General features: G+C 59.7%; 15 protein-coding genes. 2 read left to right on the top strand and 13 right to left on the bottom strand.

All coding sequences use genetic code 11. The features are described 5' to 3' along the window. The first annotated feature begins 54 nt into the window (after positions 1-54). Complete coding sequence (locus tag AAIS01_RS07670) at positions 55-1680, top strand: glucan biosynthesis protein D (protein ID WP_343468493.1); 1626 nt, start codon at positions 55-57, stop codon at positions 1678-1680. 201 nt (positions 1681-1881) lie between these two features. Here the strand turns inward: AAIS01_RS07670 and AAIS01_RS07665 are convergent, their stop codons facing one another. From AAIS01_RS07665 to AAIS01_RS07655, 3 genes are all read right to left on the bottom strand, one after another. Next, complete coding sequence (locus tag AAIS01_RS07665) at positions 1882-2988, bottom strand: NADH:flavin oxidoreductase/NADH oxidase (protein ID WP_343468492.1); 1107 nt, start codon at positions 2986-2988, stop codon at positions 1882-1884. 319 nt (positions 2989-3307) lie between these two features. Beyond that, on the bottom strand, positions 3308-5017 hold the full coding sequence (gene recJ / locus AAIS01_RS07660; protein ID WP_343468491.1) for a single-stranded-DNA-specific exonuclease RecJ: 1710 nt from the start codon (positions 5015-5017) through the stop codon (positions 3308-3310). Between the two features lie 170 nt (positions 5018-5187). Further along, a complete protein-coding gene (locus AAIS01_RS07655) occupies positions 5188-5730 on the bottom strand; it encodes a YaeQ family protein (protein WP_256232329.1) in 543 nt (180 codons plus the stop codon). Between the two features lie 147 nt (positions 5731-5877). Here AAIS01_RS07655 and AAIS01_RS07650 point away from each other — a divergent pair, with 147 nt between their 5' ends. Further along, positions 5878-7077 carry a CaiB/BaiF CoA transferase family protein gene (locus AAIS01_RS07650; RefSeq protein ID WP_343468490.1) on the top strand — a complete coding sequence of 400 codons (1200 nt, stop codon included), beginning with the start codon at positions 5878-5880 and terminating at the stop codon, positions 7075-7077. 339 nt (positions 7078-7416) lie between these two features. On the opposite strand, the gene AAIS01_RS07645 is transcribed toward AAIS01_RS07650, so the two are convergent. The 10 genes from AAIS01_RS07645 to rpsP form a co-directional block, all read right to left on the bottom strand. After that, on the bottom strand, positions 7417-7704 hold the full coding sequence (locus AAIS01_RS07645; RefSeq protein WP_343468489.1) for a DUF3509 domain-containing protein: 288 nt from the start codon (positions 7702-7704) through the stop codon (positions 7417-7419). Positions 7705-7889: 185 nt separating this feature from the next. Next, positions 7890-9260, bottom strand: coding sequence for a transporter substrate-binding domain-containing protein (locus AAIS01_RS07640; protein WP_343468488.1), 1371 nt, complete (start codon positions 9258-9260; stop codon positions 7890-7892). A 121-nt stretch (positions 9261-9381) separates the two neighbouring features. Continuing rightward, positions 9382-10791, bottom strand: a complete 1410-nt coding sequence (gene thrC, locus AAIS01_RS07635; RefSeq protein ID WP_343468487.1) for a threonine synthase — start codon at positions 10789-10791, stop codon at positions 9382-9384. A 146-nt stretch (positions 10792-10937) separates the two neighbouring features. Then, positions 10938-12242: a homoserine dehydrogenase gene (locus tag AAIS01_RS07630; RefSeq protein WP_047227506.1), complete on the bottom strand. Its 1305-nt coding sequence runs from the start codon at positions 12240-12242 to the stop codon at positions 10938-10940. A 132-nt stretch (positions 12243-12374) separates the two neighbouring features. Further along, the gene (gene dsbC / locus AAIS01_RS07625; protein ID WP_076386216.1) at positions 12375-13106 is read right to left on the bottom strand and encodes a bifunctional protein-disulfide isomerase/oxidoreductase DsbC; all 732 of its coding nucleotides are present in this window, start codon (positions 13104-13106) and stop codon (positions 12375-12377) included. A gap of 245 nt (positions 13107-13351) precedes the next feature. Continuing rightward, on the bottom strand, positions 13352-14248 hold the full coding sequence (xerD, locus tag AAIS01_RS07620; protein ID WP_103307910.1) for a site-specific tyrosine recombinase XerD: 897 nt from the start codon (positions 14246-14248) through the stop codon (positions 13352-13354). A 131-nt stretch (positions 14249-14379) separates the two neighbouring features. Next, entirely contained in the window at positions 14380-14730 is a 351-nt protein-coding gene (gene rplS / locus AAIS01_RS07615) for a 50S ribosomal protein L19 (protein ID WP_003175895.1), read from the bottom strand. Between the two features lie 9 nt (positions 14731-14739). Beyond that, a complete protein-coding gene (gene trmD, locus AAIS01_RS07610; protein ID WP_343468486.1) occupies positions 14740-15549 on the bottom strand; it encodes a tRNA (guanosine(37)-N1)-methyltransferase TrmD in 810 nt (269 codons plus the stop codon). After that, on the bottom strand, positions 15531-16067 hold the full coding sequence (rimM, locus tag AAIS01_RS07605; protein ID WP_047227502.1) for a ribosome maturation factor RimM: 537 nt from the start codon (positions 16065-16067) through the stop codon (positions 15531-15533). The genes trmD and rimM overlap by 19 nt, the downstream gene beginning before the upstream one ends. Before the next feature lie 5 nt (positions 16068-16072). Next, positions 16073-16324: a 30S ribosomal protein S16 gene (gene rpsP, locus AAIS01_RS07600; protein ID WP_003198088.1), complete on the bottom strand. Its 252-nt coding sequence runs from the start codon at positions 16322-16324 to the stop codon at positions 16073-16075. Positions 16325-16352: the final 28 nt, after the last annotated feature.

Genomic DNA, 16352 nt, shown 5'->3' with positions numbered 1-16352 from the left:
ACCAGTCTTCGTTGCCAGGAAAGGCTCGGGATTGTTTCCAGAAAGGTTGTATTTATGCACCGCAGGAATCTGCTCAAGGCCTCCATGGCTTTCGCTGCCTACACCGGGCTTTCGGCCTCAGGACTCATGGCCGCACGCGCCTGGGCTGCTGACCGGACCGCCGACGGCAAGGCGCGTCCTTTCGATTTCAATGGTTTGAAAGAACAGGCCCGCGAACTGTCCAAGAGCCGTTACGTCGACACCAAGCAAGTCTTGCCGCCGACACTGGCGATGATGTCCCCGTTGCAATTCAACGCTATCCGCTACGATGCCAACCACTCGCTGTGGAATGAGCTGGACGGTCAGTTGGACGTGCAGTTTTTCCACGTCGGCATGGGCTTCAAGCAACCGGTGCGCATGTACAGCGTCGACGCCAAGACCCGTATGGCCCGTGAAGTGCACTTCCGCCCGGAGTTGTTCAACTATGAGAAAACCACGGTCAACACTTCGCAACTGACCGGTGATCTGGGCTTCTCAGGGTTCAGGGTGTTCAAGGCGCCGGAACTGGACCGGCACGACATCGTTTCGTTTCTGGGGGCCAGTTATTTCCGCGCCGTGGACAACACCGGCCAGTACGGGTTATCGGCCCGTGGCCTGGCCATCGACACGTACGCCAAGAAGCGTGAGGAGTTTCCGGACTTCACCAAGTTCTGGTTCGAAATCCCGGACAAGAACAGCACCCGTTTCGTGGTCTACGCCCTGCTCGACTCCCCCAGCGCCACCGGCGCCTATCGCTTTGACATCGATTGCCAGCCCACCCGTGTCGTGATGGAGATCGATGCGCACATCAATGCGCGTACCGCCATCGAGCAACTGGGCATCGCACCGATGACCAGCATGTTCAGCTGCGGCACCGTTGAGCGGCGCATGTGCGACACCATCCACCCGCAAATTCACGACTCCGACCGACTGGCGATGTGGCGCGGCAATGGCGAGTGGGTCTGTCGCCCGCTGAACAACCCCGCCACCCTGCAGTTCAATGCCTTCGCCGACAACAACCCCAAAGGCTTTGGCCTGGTGCAGACCGACCACGACTTCGCCAGCTACCAGGACACCGTGGACTGGTACAGCAAGCGCCCAAGCCTGTGGGTCGAACCTACGACGGCCTGGGGCGAAGGCTCGGTGGATCTGCTGGAGATTCCTACCACCGGTGAAACCCTGGACAACATCGTCGCGTTCTGGACGCCGAAAAAGCCGGTCGCCGCCGGTGAATCGCTCAACTATGGCTACAAGCTCTACTGGAGCGCCCTGCCACCGGTGAGCACGGAGCTGGCCCAGGTCAACGCGACCCGTTCAGGCATGGGCGGTTTCATCGAAGGCTGGGCACCGGGCGAGCACTACCCTACCGTCTGGGCCCGACGCTTTGCCGTGGACTTCAACGGCGGCGGTCTCGACCAGCTCCCCCCCGGCACCGGTATCGAACCGGTCGTGACCTGCTCCCACGGCGAGGTGAAGGACTTCAACGTGCTGGTGCTGGATGCGATCAAGGGTTACCGCATCACCTTCGACTGGTACCCGACCGACGACCGCGTGGACCCGGTGGAGATGCGCCTGTTCCTGCGCACCAAGGACCGGACCTTGAGCGAGACCTGGCTGTACCAGTACTTCCCGCCGGCGCCGGATAAGCGTAAATACCCTTAAGCCTTCAGCGTCAGGGATGACGCCATCGCGAGCAGGCTCGCTCCCACAGGGTAGGGTGTGGATCACAAGTTCTGTGAACAACACCAATCCACTGTGGGAGCGAGCCTGCTCGCGATGAGGCAAGTACAGACGCCGGACCATCCAGCCCAATAAACAAAAGCCCCGGCCTAAAAACCGGGGCTTTTTGTTTCAAGCTAACGCTTAATCGCGCAAATCCGACTCATGAATCGGCTGTTCCCGGTGCGTGGCCCGCTGGTACTGCGCTGGCCACGTGGCCTTGCGTCCCCCCAAGTCATCATCGGCATGCAACGCCCAGTACGGGTCGCGCAACAATTCGCGGGCCAGGAAAATGATGTCGGCCTGGCAGGTTCGCAAGATGTGCTCGGCCTGGGCCGGTTCGGTAATCATGCCGACAGTGCCGGTGGCGATTTCCGACTCCTTGCGCACCCGTTCGGCAAACCGCGTCTGATACCCGGGACCGGTGGGAATTTCTGCATTCGCGGCGGTGCCGCCCGAGGACACATCGATCAGGTCCACCCCCAGTGCCCGGAATCTTCGCGCCAGCTCCACGGTTTCATCCGGGTTCCAGCCATCTTCGACCCAGTCGGTGGCCGATACGCGCACGAACACCGGCAGCTCCTCAGGCCATACGGCCCTGACCGCTTCGGTCACTTGCAGCACCAGCCGGATGCGATTCTCGAACGAGCCGCCGTATTGATCACGACGCTGATTGCTCAAGGGAGACAGGAATTGATGCAGTAGATAGCCGTGGGCGGCGTGGACTTCCACGACTTTGAAGCCGGCCGTCAGGCTACGTTTGGCCGCCTCCACGAACGCCTGGATGACACCGGCAATCTGCCCCTCGTCCAGTTGGACCGGCTGGGTGTGCTGCGGATCGAAGGCAATCGGCGATGGGCCGACCGGAATCCAGCCACCCTCCTCCGGTTTTACGCTGCCATGCTTGCCGAGCCAGGGCCGCCAGGTGCTGGCCTTGCGTCCGGCGTGGGCCAGTTGTATGCCCGGCACGGCCCCTTGGGCGGTGATGAAGCGGGTAATGCGTTGCAGGGGGCCGATCTGTTCATCGTTCCACAACCCCAGGTCCTGATCGGTGATGCGGCCGTCAGCAGTGACGGCAGTGGCTTCGGTGAACACCAGGCCGGCGCCACCCACGGCGCGGCTGCCGAGGTGTACCAGGTGCCAGTCATTGGCCAGGCCATCGGCGCTCGAATACTGGCACATCGGCGACACGGCGATGCGATTGGGCAGGGTCAATTGGCGAAGGGTATAGGGTTCCAGCAGCAGACTCATGGGGCACCTCTCGAATCAGTGGGCAGGCTCCAGGGTTCTGTTTGAAAAGTCGACGAGTGACAAAAAGGTGCAACACCCGCCCCCGCGGGCAAAGAAATCCGACAAGACGTCACAAGGGCTATCAAGCAGTGCTTAGAGCCTAGTCGACAACCCGGGATCAGGGTGGGTTCAGAATTAAAAACCGCCCCTGATTCTCGTGTGGGAGCAAAGCTTGCTCGCGAGACAGGCACCTCGTTCTTTGAAAAACCGCATCGCCTTCATCGCGGGCAAGCCTGGCTCCCACACAAGGAGTCGCCACTCAGCAGATGAGTATTGGAGCCTACCGCGGTTCGATATGGGCAATCATCAACTGCACCGTTTCCTGGCCGCGAAACTCGTTGAGGTCGAGTTTGTAGGCCAGTTCCACCCAGCGCACCGTGGGGTTTGGCCAGATATCGCGATCGATGCCGAAGGCGATACCGTCGAGCTTCACCGAGCCGCACTCGCTCTTGAGGACGACCTTGAGGTGCCGCTCGCCCACCACGCGCTGTTCGACCAACTGGAACACCCCGTGAAACATCGGCTCCGGGAAGTGCTGACCCCAGGGCCCGGCGTGACGCAACGCCCGAGCCAGCTCCAGGTGAAACTCTTCCACCGCCAGGGTGCCGTCCGACAACAGGCGCCCGGTCAGGTCTTCTTCACGCAATTGTCGGCGCACTTCAGCGTCGAATGCCTCGGCGAACGCTGGAAAATTCTCTTGCGCCAACGTCAGTCCCGCCGCCATGGCATGGCCACCATACTTGCTGATCAGCGTCGGATGTTGCGCGGCCACTACACTCAGGGCATCGCGAATATGAAAACCCGGCACCGAGCGCCCCGACCCCTTGAGCAGGCCGTCTCCGGCATCGGCAAAAGCAATGGTCGGACGGAAATAACGCTCCTTCATCCGCGAGGCGAGAATCCCGATAACGCCCTGGTGCCACTGTGGATCGAACAGGCATAAACCGAACGGCATCGATTCCACCGGCAAATCCTTGAGCTGGGCCAGTGCTTCACGCTGCATGCCCTGCTCGATGGATTTGCGGTCCTGGTTCATGCCGTCCAGTTGCGCCGCCATCTCCCGCGCCAAAGCCGGATCGTCAGTGAGCAGGCATTCGATGCCCAGGCTCATGTCGTCCAGACGCCCGGCTGCGTTCAGGCGCGGGCCGAGGATAAAGCCGAGGTCGGTGGAGGTGATGCGAGAATGATCGCGCCTGGCCACTTCCAGGATGGCCTTGATACCGGGGCGGGCACGCCCGGCACGAATGCGTTCCAGGCCCTGATGCACCAGGATCCGGTTGTTGGCGTCAAGGGGCACCACATCCGCCACGCTGCCCAGTGCCACCAGATCCAACAGTTCGCCGATGTTTGGCTGGGGGCTGCTGGCGTACCGGCCCAGGCTGCGCAGACGCGCCCGCAACGCCATCAGCACATAAAAAATCACACCGACACCGGCCAATGCCTTGCTCGGGAACTCACAGCCTGGCTGGTTCGGGTTGACGATGGCGTCGGCCGCCGGCAGTTCGAGGCCCGGCAAATGGTGGTCGGTAACCAACACCTTGAGCCCCGCCGCCTTCGCCGCCGCCACACCTTCGACGCTGGAAATGCCGTTGTCCACGGTGATCAGCAACTGCGGCTCGCGGGTCAGGGCGACCTGGACAATTTCCGGGGTCAGTCCGTAGCCGTATTCGAAGCGATTGGGCACCAGATAATCGACATGGGCGGCGCCGAGCAAACGCAGGCCCAACATGCCCACCGTGCTGGCCGTCGCGCCGTCGGCATCGAAGTCGCCAACAATCAGGATGCGCTGGCGTTGCTCCAGCGCCACCACCAACAGATCCACCGCCGCGTCGATGCCCTTGAGTTGCTGATAAGGAATCAAGCGCGCCAGGCTCTTGTCCAGTTCAGCCTCGGACTGCACGCCACGGGCCGCATACAGGCGCGTCAACAGGGGCGGCAGATCACCGAGAAATGGCAGGGTGTCGGGTAACTGGCGGGGTTCTATGCGCATGGGGTGACGGATATTTCTCTGGATAATCGTGAAAATTCTGGCAAGGGAGCTTGTGTGGGAGCGGGCTTGCTCGCGAAAGCGGCGGCACATTCAACATAAATGCAAACTGATCTACCGTATTCGCGAGCAAGCCCGCTTCCACAATGAGTTCAATTGATGCCGAGGCGGGATCAGCCGCGCTCACCCAGCAACCATTGCAACTGGACTTCATGCTGGCCGCGATCATCGGTCACGAAAATCGTCCCCTCGCTGATCATCACATCCCACTTGATCACGCGGGGCATGTCCTTAGCGAGCGTCTCCAGCACCTCCTGAGGCACGGAGGCGATGTTGACGTTCTTGAGGTTCTTGACCGCCGGGATCACCTTGCCTTCCCAGACCCGCAGGCTGCCATAGGCCAACAGGCTGGTACGTTCGGTACGGCGCGAGCACCAGGTCAGGCGGTCGGCATCGGGCTGGCCAACTTCAATCCAGTGCAATACACGGTCATCCAGACTTTTTTCCCACAGCGCTGGTTCATCGACGTCCGACAGACCCCGGCCAAACGCCAGCAGTTCGTTGTACCAGAAAGCGTAGGCCAACAGACGCACGGTCATACGCTCCTCGGTTTCCGAAGGATGACGGGCGATGGTCTGCTTCACGTTCTCGTACACACTGCGGTCGAGGTCGGTGAGGTTCAGTTCAAACTTGTAGGTCGTGGACGGCTGGGCCATGAACGGGCTTCTTGATACAGGGAAAGGCGGCAAGTCTAACCGATGAGGTGGGTATTCCACGAATTGCCGACCATCAACCTGCGGCGACTGGAGCCGGCCTATGATAAAACGCTCCATTCGTTCTGCCTTTGTTCTACAGGATCCGTCATGTCGCTTACTGCCAAACCCCTTGCGGGCGTCAAAGTCATCGAACTCGGCACCTTGATCGCCGGACCTTTCGCCTCGCGGATCTGCGGTGAGTTCGGTGCCGAGGTGATCAAGGTCGAGTCGCCCGATGGCGGCGACCCGTTACGTAAATGGCGCAAGCTGTATGAAGGCACGTCCTTGTGGTGGTTCGTTCAGGCACGGAACAAGAAATCCCTGACCCTGAACCTCAAGCACCCCGAAGGTCTGGCGATTCTGAAACAGCTGCTCGGCGAAGCCGACATCCTGATCGAGAATTTTCGCCCCGGTGTGCTGGAAAAACTCGGCCTGGGCTGGGATGTGTTGCATACGCTGAACCCGAAGCTGGTCATGGTGCGGCTCTCGGGCTTCGGTCAGACCGGGCCGATGAAAGATCAACCCGGGTTTGGCGCAGTGGGCGAGTCCATGGGTGGCCTGCGCTACATCACCGGCTTCGAAGACCGGCCACCGGTGCGCACCGGCATATCCATCGGTGATTCGATTGCCGCCCTCTGGGGCGTGATTGGCGCACTGATGGCGCTGCGTCATCGCGAGGTCAACGGCGGAGCCGGGCAAGTGGTGGACGTGGCGCTGTACGAAGCGATTTTCGCCATGATGGAAAGCATGGTGCCGGAGTTCGACGTGTTCGGCTTCATCCGCGAGCGCACCGGCAACATCATGCCCGGCATCACCCCGTCGTCCATCCACACCAGTGCCGATGGCAAGCACGTGCAGATCGGCGCCAACGGCGACGCGATCTTCAAGCGCTTCATGCAGGTCATTGGCCGTGACGATCTGGCCAATGACCCGCAACTGGCCAGCAATGATGGGCGCGACACTCGCCGCGATGAGCTGTACGGGGTCATTGATCGCTGGGTCAATTCACTGCCGCTCGATACCGTCATCGAGCACTTGAATCAGGCAGGAGTGCCGGCCAGCCGGATTTTCAGCGCCGAAGATATGTTCAGCGATCCGCAGTTCCTGGCCCGGGAAATGTTTCTTAAGGCCAAGCTGCCGGACGGCAAGGCGTTCAAGATGCCGGGCATCGTACCGAAACTCTCCGACACACCGGGCACCTCTGAATGGGTGGGGCCAGCGCTGGGTGAGCATAATGCCCAAGTACTCGGCGAGCTTGGCTACGATGCACAGCAAATCGCCAAGCTGCGCACCGACGGCGCCATTTGAGGCGCCCTGCAGTGAACGAAAGTCTGTGATGACTGAAGATCAACTGTGGGAGCGAGCCTGCTCGCGATAACGGTGTGCCAGTCATTACCCAGCCTACTGACCCGACGCTATCGCGAGCAGGCTCGCTCCCACAGAGTTACTGCGCCGCCCAGCGGCAGAGCACGCTAAAACCTAAAACGACGGGCAAAAAGAAACCCCGAGAAGTGGGGAGACAACTCGGGGTTAAACGCGACCATTGAGGTCGGTACAACAAGCGACAAGCACCGGAGCACAATGCTTGATCTTGCTGGTAAAAGCTCTGACTCATCAGGACGTAGGAAGGTTCCCACGAAATAGCGCTCAATTCGGGATAGCCATGACCTTGTCACGTGCCAGATTGCGCAACGCCGCGATCACACAGGGCTCAAGACGCCCCTCGGCAATCAGCACATCGCGATGCAGGCCATCGACCACGTCCGTCAGTTGGCGTCTGTCGGTCAATTGGGCCTGGTTGAACAGGCGTTCGACCATGATGGCCCCGCAGGCATTCTTCAGCGTTACCAGGCACTCGCCTCTGGCGCCAGAGGGAGTCAGCGTCACCTGATACGGGCTCAAAGCCTCACCCAGCAATAGGCTGATACTTTCCATTCGCTCACCCTTCAATAGTCCGAAAACAACTGCTTGTTCACAGTAAATGACCGTGCGCTGCAGTAGAAAGTTCGTTCGCATACCGAGCCGGTACACCTCGAAGCCGTTCAACCGAGCATGCGCGTCCAATATGACAGGCAAACAACAGCTGCCGCTGGAAGAAACTTTCTCGCGAGCCGCCTGCGTCAAGCCAGCGATTGCTCGGAACGGTTCCATCGGCGCCCGACATCGATCCAGCCTCCCAACAAACCGCGCAACTGCCCGTCGGCCCCATAAAAAGGCACTGACCAATGATGGATTTTCCGGAATCCACTCCTGAACATCAGTTGACGATCGACGAACCGGGACTGGCCGGTTCGCAGTTGCTCCATGACCTCGCCATGCAGCAACTCGGCAGTCGCCGGCGGGAACACTGCAGAGTCCGTCAGCCGGGTTCCCCGCAACTTTTCAAAGCGCGTCGCGAACTGTTCTTCGTAACTCTTGTTGCACATGATCAGACGCCCTTCCAGATCACGGATGAAAATCGGATCGGGAATGGCATCCATCAAGGCCCTCTGGAGCATCAACTGATCATTGAGGACAGCCTCGGCCTTGAGGCGCTGGTCGATTTGTATCTGCAGGCGGCGGTTCCAAAGCAGAGACAGCAGAGCGAACAACACGACCACCGTCACACACCAATACCCCCACTGGGAAATCCGCAACCAGACCGATGGCGCCTGGCCAGGGGCGATACCTGCCATCCATTTGGAGCGCAGCGCTCGCATTTCCTCGGCCGGAAAAACCTCCAGCGCTTTGTTCAGAATACTCAGCAATGGGAGCAGATCCTGACGCACGGCCAGATAGTCCGGTTCCCACTTGCCCTCCAGGCTTCTTCCTACACGCAACTGTCCTGCCGGATAAAGATGCACCCCGGTTTCGTTTTCAATGGTGGCGTGGGCCTCCCGGCTCTCCACCAGGGCCCTCGCTTCCCCGTAAGTCTTGACCGTGCGCAACTCGATGGCCGGGTAGTCGCGCCGGATTTGTGCTTCCAAGGCATGTCGCGCCGGCAATGCCAGGATCTTGCCATTGAGCTGCTCCAGCGAATCGGGGACGGCCTCCCCGTCGCGTCCGACGAATACCCAGCCGGAGCCGCCAAAGGCGTGGCTGAAGTTCAGAAAATCCCTGCGCTCGTCGTTCATCGCCAGCGTGGTCGTCATGTCGGCCTCTGCGTTCTCCAGCATGGCCAGCAATTGATCAGGGGAGAACGACTCGCGATGCACAAATTCAAGGCCCGTCATGCGTGCAATACGCTGGAGAATGTCGTTGTTCAGGCCGTTCCATTGCCCATGCTCATTCTTGAACAGGTACAACGGAAACTGCATCGAGGCCACGATGACCTGTGGGTTCTCCTTGATCCACTTCAATTCCTGCGGATCCAGCGCCAACCGCTCGACGGGACCGAACGGTGGCGTTTCGTAGGCCGCCAACTGCGCCGCGTCCACCCCCAACGCCCAGTACATCAGGACCAGGCCCATCATCCAGCTCAGGGCTGGTTTGCGTCTGATAAAAAACAACATCTGCATTTCCTTCGAGATTACTCGCCCGTCCCTCCAAGGGCGAAAACCCGATCAGTTTGGCATGCAGAAACAAGAAAGCCCGTCAGGAGACGGGCTTCAAAATGTGACAGGTTTTCAGCGTTCAGAGAGGCTTGCCGCGGTTGCCATGCTGACTGACAAAGGCCTGCACGGCTTTCAAGTCATTGGGTAACACGGTGCAACGCTCATCTCGCTCAAACAAATCAGAAAGATGTGCGGGTAGTTCAAGCGCTTTTCCTACGCCAGCCTTCTCCACCGCTTCCGGAAACTTGACCGGATGAGCAGTGCCCAGGATCACCATCGGGATGTCCAGACTGCGACGGCACTCACGAGCGGCTCTCACGCCGATGGCTGTATGAGGATCGAGCAATTCACCGCTCTGCTCGAACACCTCGGCAATGGTCTCGCAGGTTTGCGCATCATCCACCGCCAGGGAGTCGAACAACTTGCGCGCTTCAGTCCAGCGCTCAGGCTCGACGCTGAAACCACCGCCCTGCCGGAAGCTGTCCATCAGGCCGGCAATCGCCGCACCATTGCGACCGTGCAGGTCGAACAGCAAGCGCTCGAAGTTCGACGACACCATGATGTCCATGGACGGCGACAGCGTGGCGTGCAGCGTTTCCTTGACGTACTGGTTGCCGCTCATGAAGCGGTGCAGGATGTCGTTGCGGTTGGTGGCCACGATCAACTGGTTGATCGGCAGCCCCATGTTGCGCGCCAGGTAACCGGCAAAGATATCGCCGAAGTTGCCCGTAGGCACCGAGAACGCTACCGAACGGGCCGGGCCGCCCAGTTGCAGGGCCGCGTGGAAGTAATAAACGATCTGGGCCATGATCCGCGCCCAGTTGATCGAATTCACCGCCACCAGCCGCGTCCCTTTGAGGAAGCTCTGGTCGGCAAAACTGGCCTTGACCATTTCCTGGCAGTCATCGAAGTTGCCTTCGATGGCGATGTTATGGATGTTGTCGCCGAAAATCGTCGTCATCTGCCGACGCTGCACTTCCGAGACACGGTTGTGCGGGTGCAGGATGAAAATGTCGACGTTCTCGCAATGCTTGCAGCCTTCGATGGCGGCCGAACCGGTGTCGCCGGAGGTAGCGCCGACAATCACGACACGCTCGCCACGCTTTTGCAGCACGTAGTCCAGCAGACGACCGAGCAATTGCAGGGCGAAGTCCTTGAAGGCCAGGGTCGGGCCGTGGAACAGCTCCATCACCCATTCATTACCGTTGAGCTGACGCAGCGGTGCGATGGCGTTATGGGAAAAGACGCCATAGGTCTCTTCCAGGATTTTCTTGAAATCGGCGTCCGGAATGCTGCCGGTGACAAACGGGCGCATGACTCGGAAAGCCAACTCGTGATACGACAAGCCGGCCCAGGAGGCGATCTCTTCCTGGGTGAAACGCGGCAGGTTTTCCGGCACATAGAGGCCGCCGTCCGTGGCCAGGCCGGCCAGCAGGACATCTTCGAAATTCAGGGCCGGTGCCTGGCCGCGGGTGCTGATATAGCGCATGGGGGCAAACCTTTGGTTTGAGCTTCGAGCTACAAGCTACAAGCGACAAGTTAAAAGCAGCCGGGCTTCCACTTGTAGCTTGCAGCTCATGGCTTGCAGCTTTATTGACTTAACTTGCAGCGTTCAGCTTGGCGCTTGCAGCTGCTTCAATTCAAATGCTCGACGCGGATACGGACCACCGGACCCACCACGCCCTGCAGGGCCTCCAACGCGGTGATCGCGTCGTTGATGCGCTGCTCGACCACTCGGTGGGTCAGCAGGATCATCGGCACCAGGCCGTCGTGCTCCTCGACTTCCTTCTGCATGATCGACTCGATGTTGATGCCGCGCTCCGAAAGAATGCTTGCCACCTGGGCCAGTACGCCTGGATGGTCCTTGGCCTGGATACGCAGGTAGTAGGCACTTTCGCATGCTTCGATCGGAAGAATCGGATGATCCGACAGCGAGTCCGGCTGGAAAGCCAGGTGCGGCACACGGTTCTCCGGGTCGGAGGTCATCGCGCGCACCACATCCACCAGGTCGGCCACCACCGAAGAAGCGGTCGGTTCCATGCCGGCGCCAGCGCCGTAGAACAGCGTGGAGCCCGCAGCGTCGCCATTGACCATCACCGCGTTCATCACGCCGTTGACGTTGGCGATCAAGCGATCGGCCGGGATCAAGGTCGGGTGCACGCGCAGTTCGATGCCACTGGCCGTGCTACGGGCCACGCCCAGGTGCTTGATGCGATAGCCCAGGGCCTCAGCGTAGTTCACGTCAGCGGTGGTCAGCTTGGTGATGCCTTCGGTGTAGGCCTTGTCGAATTGCAGCGGAATACCAAAGGCGATGGACGCCAGGATCGTCAGCTTGTGGGCCGCGTCGATGCCTTCCACGTCGAACGTCGGATCGGCTTCTGCGTAACCCAGGGCCTGGGCCTCGGCGAGCACGTCTTCGAAGGTGCGACCCTTCTCGCGCATCTCGGTGAGGATGAAGTTACCGGTGCCGTTGATGATCCCCGCGACCCAGTTGATGCGGTTGGCCGACAGGCCTTCGCGGATCGCCTTGATCACCGGAATGCCACCGGCCACGGCGGCTTCGAACGCGACGATCACGCCCTTTTCCCGCGCTTTGGCGAAAATCTCATTACCGTGAACAGCGATAAGCGCCTTGTTCGCGGTGACCACATGCTTGCCATTCTCGATGGCCTTGAGTACCAGCTCGCGGGCAACGGTATAGCCGCCCATCAGCTCTATGACGATGTCGATCTCAGGGTTCGTGGCCACTTCGAAGACATCGTTGGTAATCGCAATACCGGTCGTCTGGAACTGAGGCTTTGGCGTGCGCATGGCAATTTGTGCCACTTCGATTCCACGCCCGGCACGACGAGCAATTTCCTCGGCGTTGCGCTGAAGTACGTTGAAGGTGCCGCCACCGACGGTACCTAACCCACAGATGCCTACTTTGACCGGATTCACTCTTGACTCCCCATGAAACGGCCGACGCAAGGTCGGCCGTGAAATACAGCCGCGCAGCAACGCGACTTTGTGTTTAACGGCCCGACGAAGGTTTTCGCCGAGCCGTGATCTTCATAAAGGCACGGCCCATGATCATTTGGCGCCAAGGGCCAGTTTGGCGACTTGCGGCGCCGGCTGGTAGCCCGGAATCACCTGGCCGTCCGCCAAAACGATGGCCGGCGTACCGTTCACACCGATGGACTGCCCGAGGGCGAACTGCTTGGAAACCGGATTTTCGCACTTGGCGGCCTTGATTTCCTTGCCATCGACCATTTTGTCCATGGCCGCTTTTTTGTCCTTGGAGCACCAGACTGCCTGCAACTGCTCATCACCCGGCGAGCCCAGGCCCTGGCGCGGAAACGCCACATAGCGCACTTCGATGCCGCGCTTGTTCAGCTCTGGCACTTCGGCGTGCAGCTTGTGGCAATACGGGCAGGTGGTGTCGGTGAACACGGTGATGTGGGACTTGGTTTCACCCACCGCCGGGTAAACCACGGTTTCGGCAACAGGAATACCGTTGATCAGCTTGGAAATGCCCTGGCGCTCGGTCTTCTCGGTGAGATTGACCGGCTTGCCATCCTTGAGCTCGAACAGGTTGCCCTGGACGATGTATTGGCCGTCGGCGCTGGCGTAGAGCACGCGACTGCCCTGGAGCTTGACTTCATACAGGCCGGACATGGGGCTGGCGGTGATGGTTTCGATCGGCACCTCCATCTGAAGGTTTTCCAGGCTCTTGCGGATAGCCTTGTCGGCCGCGTCATCGGCGATGGCAACAGTACTGGCCAACGCAATGGCGGCGGCGGTGAACATCTGGATCAAACGCATGGGAGCTCCTGAGACGGACAAATGGGACGGGGAACGCCGACCGGCAGATTCGGGTTCCAACCGCCCACTGTGCAAACCGGCAAAGCCTACCACATAAGGCCCGCGTGGCCGAATGCCGGTGATACAAGGCATTCGCTGATGCTTTTTTGTGGGAGCGGGCTTGCTCGCGAATGCGGTGTGTCGGTCACCATTGATTCCTGATGGACCGCTTTCGCGAGCAAGCCCGCTCCCACAGGGATCTTCACTCAACCGCGGGGGTGGTGTTTGGCATGCAGATCCTGCAACCGCGCCCGGGCGACATGGGTGTAGATCTGGGTGGTGGACAGGTCACTGTGGCCCAGCAGCATCTGCACCACCCGCAGGTCGGCACCGTGATTGAGCAGGTGCGTGGCAAAGGCATGACGCAAGGTATGGGGGGACAGTGACTTGCCGATCCCGGCCACCTTGGCCTGGTGCTTGATGCGGTGCCAGAAGGTCTGGCGAGTCATCTGTTCGCCGCGCAGACTGGGGAACAGCACGTCGCTGGGGCGCCCGCCCAGCAGTTCATGGCGGGCGTCGCGCATGTATCGCTCGACCCACACGATTGCCTCTTCACCCATCGGCACCAGACGCTCCTTGCTGCCTTTGCCCATCACCCGCAGCACGCCCTGGCGCAGGTTGACCTGCTCCAGCGTCAAGCTGATCAACTCGGTGACGCGCAAGCCACAGGCATACAGGACTTCCAACATGGCCCGGTCGCGCTGACCGATGGCCTCGCTGAGGTCCGGCGCCGCCAGCAGCGCCTCCACGTCGGCTTCCGACAGGGACTTGGGCAGCGGACGCCCCAGTTGCGGCATTTCCACACGCAAGGTCGGGTCTACCGCGATCAGCTTTTCCCGCAGCAAATAGCGATAAAACCCACGCAGACCGGAGAGAAACCGCGCGGTCGAGCGGGGTTTGTAGTTCTGCTCCAGACGCCACGCCAGGTGATCGAGGATCAACTCCCGGCCGGCATTGACCAGTTCCAAGTGATTTTCCTGCAACCAGCCATTGAACAGCGCCAAGTCGCTGCGATAGGCATCGCGGGTGTTGTCGGACAGCCCCTTCTCCAGCCACAGGGCGTCGAGAAACTGGTCTATCAGCGGGTGATCAATGGCTGGCATAAAAACTCATGAGGGATGCGTGCGTACGCGGCATCGAAATGGAAATGATGAGATGCAGGGTGCTCAAAGACCAAATCGCAGGCAACAAAAAAGCAGCCCGCAGGCTGCTTTTTTTGCATCGGAAGCTGGACTTAAGCCAGTTTTTCCTTGATGCGAGCTGCTTTACCCGACAGGTCACGCAGGTAGTACAGCTTGGCTTTACGCACATCACCGCGACGCTTGACAGCCATGCTGTCGATTTGCGGGCTGTAGGTCTGGAAAGTACGCTCTACGCCAACACCGTTGGAGATTTTACGAACGGTGAATGCACTGTTTACGCCGCGGTTACGCTTGGCGATAACAACGCCTTCGAACGCTTGCAGACGCGAACGGTCGCCTTCCTTCACTTTCACCTGAACGACAATGGTGTCGCCCGGGGCAAAGGTAGGGATTTCTTTGGTCATCTGCTCTGCTTCGAGTGCAAGAATGATTTTGTTAGTCATGCTGTGCTCCTAAGGCAAGTCGTCGGACTTACCATCGATACGTTGTGAACTATCGTCCCGCTCGCGGATATATTCCTCGAGCAGCTTCTTCTCTTCTCCAGAAAGCGAGCGGCTTTCCAGAAGATCGGCGCGTCGTTCATAGGTCCGACCAAGGGACTGCTGTAAACGCCAACGCCGGATGTGCGCGTGATTGCCACTTAGCAATACGTCGGGAACACGCTGATCCGCATACACCTCCGGTCGGGTGTAGTGCGGGCAATCCAGCAGACCATCCGTAAAGGAATCTTCCTCGGCGGAATCTGCATGCCCTAAAGCTCCAGGCAGCAGTCGTGTAACCGCATCGATCAGCACCATCGCCGGCAGCTCGCCGCCAGACAGTACATAGTCGCCAATCGACCACTCTTCATCGACATGAGCGTCAATAAAACGCTCGTCAATGCCTTCATAACGGCCGGCAATCAGGATCAATGCATCCGAATTCGCCAGCTCGCGTACCGCCGACTGAGTCAGCTGGCGGCCTTGGGGCGACAGGTAAATCACCTTCGCGCCCTCCCCGGCTGCGGTTCTGGCCTGAACCAGAGCGTCTTCCAGGGGCTTGATCTTCATCACCATGCCCGGACCACCGCCAAACGGGCGATCGTCCACAGTGTGATGCCGATCCGTGGTGTAGTCCCGCGGATTCCAACAGGTCAGCTGCAGCAGCTGCTGTTTCACCGCGCGGCTGGTTATGCCGTACTCGCTGATGGCGGAAAACATCTCGGGAAACAACGTGATGACTTCAACGCGCAAATTAGCCACGTTTAGAAATCCGCATCCCATTCCACCTTCATCTCGCCTGCTGCAAGGTCAACGGCCAACACGCATTGCTCGGTATAGGGCAACAGGCGTTCGCGATCATCCAGGCTGCCGACGCAAGGCTTGACCACCATGACATCGTTCGAACCGGTCTCGAGCAGGTGATCGATTTTCCCGAGCAGTTGCCCGAGGTGGTCGATGACCTTCAGACCCACCAGCTGGTACCAGTAGTACTCGCCGTCGGTCAGTTCAGGGAACAGGTTGCGTGGCACGCAGATCTCAAAACCGGCCAGAAGACGTGCTTCTTCACGATCATCAAGATCCTTGAGCTTTGCGACCAGGAACTTGTCGTTCCCACGTCCGCTGACCAGCTCAACCTGTTTCACGCTACCTTCGCGCTTGAGCGTCCAGGTTTTGTAGTCCAACAGGTTTTTGATCGGATCAGTAAAGGAATAAACCTTCACTTCGCCGCGAACGCCATGAACAGAATAGATTTTGCCGACAACGATCAAATCATCAGCATCTTTTGGCGTCGCGTTCATATTGCTCAGGCCGCAGCCTTAGCCGATTCCTTCAACAACTGAGCAACACGCTCAGAAGGTTGTGCACCAACGCTCAGCCAGTAGGCTACGCGCTCTTGGTTCACGGACAGACGAACTTCCTGACCACGGGCAACAGGGTTGAAGAAACCAACCTGCTCCTTGTGGGAACCGTCACGCGGGTTGCGGCTGTCGGTTACGGTCAGGTGGTAAAACGGGCGCTTTTTGGAGCCGCCAAGGGCAAGACGGATTGTTAGCATGTGAACATCGTTCCTGTAGTCGGTGCTG

This window comes from Pseudomonas halotolerans, assembly GCF_039581215.1.
GTDB lineage: Bacteria > Pseudomonadota > Gammaproteobacteria > Pseudomonadales > Pseudomonadaceae > Aquipseudomonas > Aquipseudomonas tehranensis.
The sequence above is the reverse complement of the archived record's forward strand: the minus strand, read 5'-3'. Positions and strand labels throughout refer to the sequence as shown.

What these genes read in the sequence shown, in the direction of transcription:
- xerD (WP_103307910.1), bottom strand. Translation starts at nt 14,248, where the DNA reads ATGCCAGCCATTGATCACCCGCTGATAGACCAGTTTCTCGACGCCCTG.
- rpsP (WP_003198088.1), bottom strand. Translation starts at nt 16,324, where the DNA reads ATGCTAACAATCCGTCTTGCCCTTGGCGGCTCCAAAAAGCGCCCGTTT.
- thrC (WP_343468487.1), bottom strand. Translation starts at nt 10,791, where the DNA reads ATGCGCTATATCAGCACCCGCGGCCAGGCACCGGCCCTGAATTTCGAA.
- trmD (WP_343468486.1), bottom strand. Translation starts at nt 15,549, where the DNA reads ATGGGATGCGGATTTCTAAACGTGGCTAATTTGCGCGTTGAAGTCATC.
- AAIS01_RS07665 (WP_343468492.1), bottom strand. Translation starts at nt 2,988, where the DNA reads ATGAGTCTGCTGCTGGAACCCTATACCCTTCGCCAATTGACCCTGCCC.
- dsbC (WP_076386216.1), bottom strand. Translation starts at nt 13,106, where the DNA reads ATGCGTTTGATCCAGATGTTCACCGCCGCCGCCATTGCGTTGGCCAGT.
- AAIS01_RS07670 (WP_343468493.1), top strand. Translation starts at nt 55, where the DNA reads ATGCACCGCAGGAATCTGCTCAAGGCCTCCATGGCTTTCGCTGCCTAC.
- AAIS01_RS07645 (WP_343468489.1), bottom strand. Translation starts at nt 7,704, where the DNA reads ATGGAAAGTATCAGCCTATTGCTGGGTGAGGCTTTGAGCCCGTATCAG.
- AAIS01_RS07655 (WP_256232329.1), bottom strand. Translation starts at nt 5,730, where the DNA reads ATGGCCCAGCCGTCCACGACCTACAAGTTTGAACTGAACCTCACCGAC.
- rimM (WP_047227502.1), bottom strand. Translation starts at nt 16,067, where the DNA reads ATGAACGCGACGCCAAAAGATGCTGATGATTTGATCGTTGTCGGCAAA.
- AAIS01_RS07650 (WP_343468490.1), top strand. Translation starts at nt 5,878, where the DNA reads ATGTCGCTTACTGCCAAACCCCTTGCGGGCGTCAAAGTCATCGAACTC.
- rplS (WP_003175895.1), bottom strand. Translation starts at nt 14,730, where the DNA reads ATGACTAACAAAATCATTCTTGCACTCGAAGCAGAGCAGATGACCAAA.
- recJ (WP_343468491.1), bottom strand. Translation starts at nt 5,017, where the DNA reads ATGCGCATAGAACCCCGCCAGTTACCCGACACCCTGCCATTTCTCGGT.
- AAIS01_RS07640 (WP_343468488.1), bottom strand. Translation starts at nt 9,260, where the DNA reads ATGTTGTTTTTTATCAGACGCAAACCAGCCCTGAGCTGGATGATGGGC.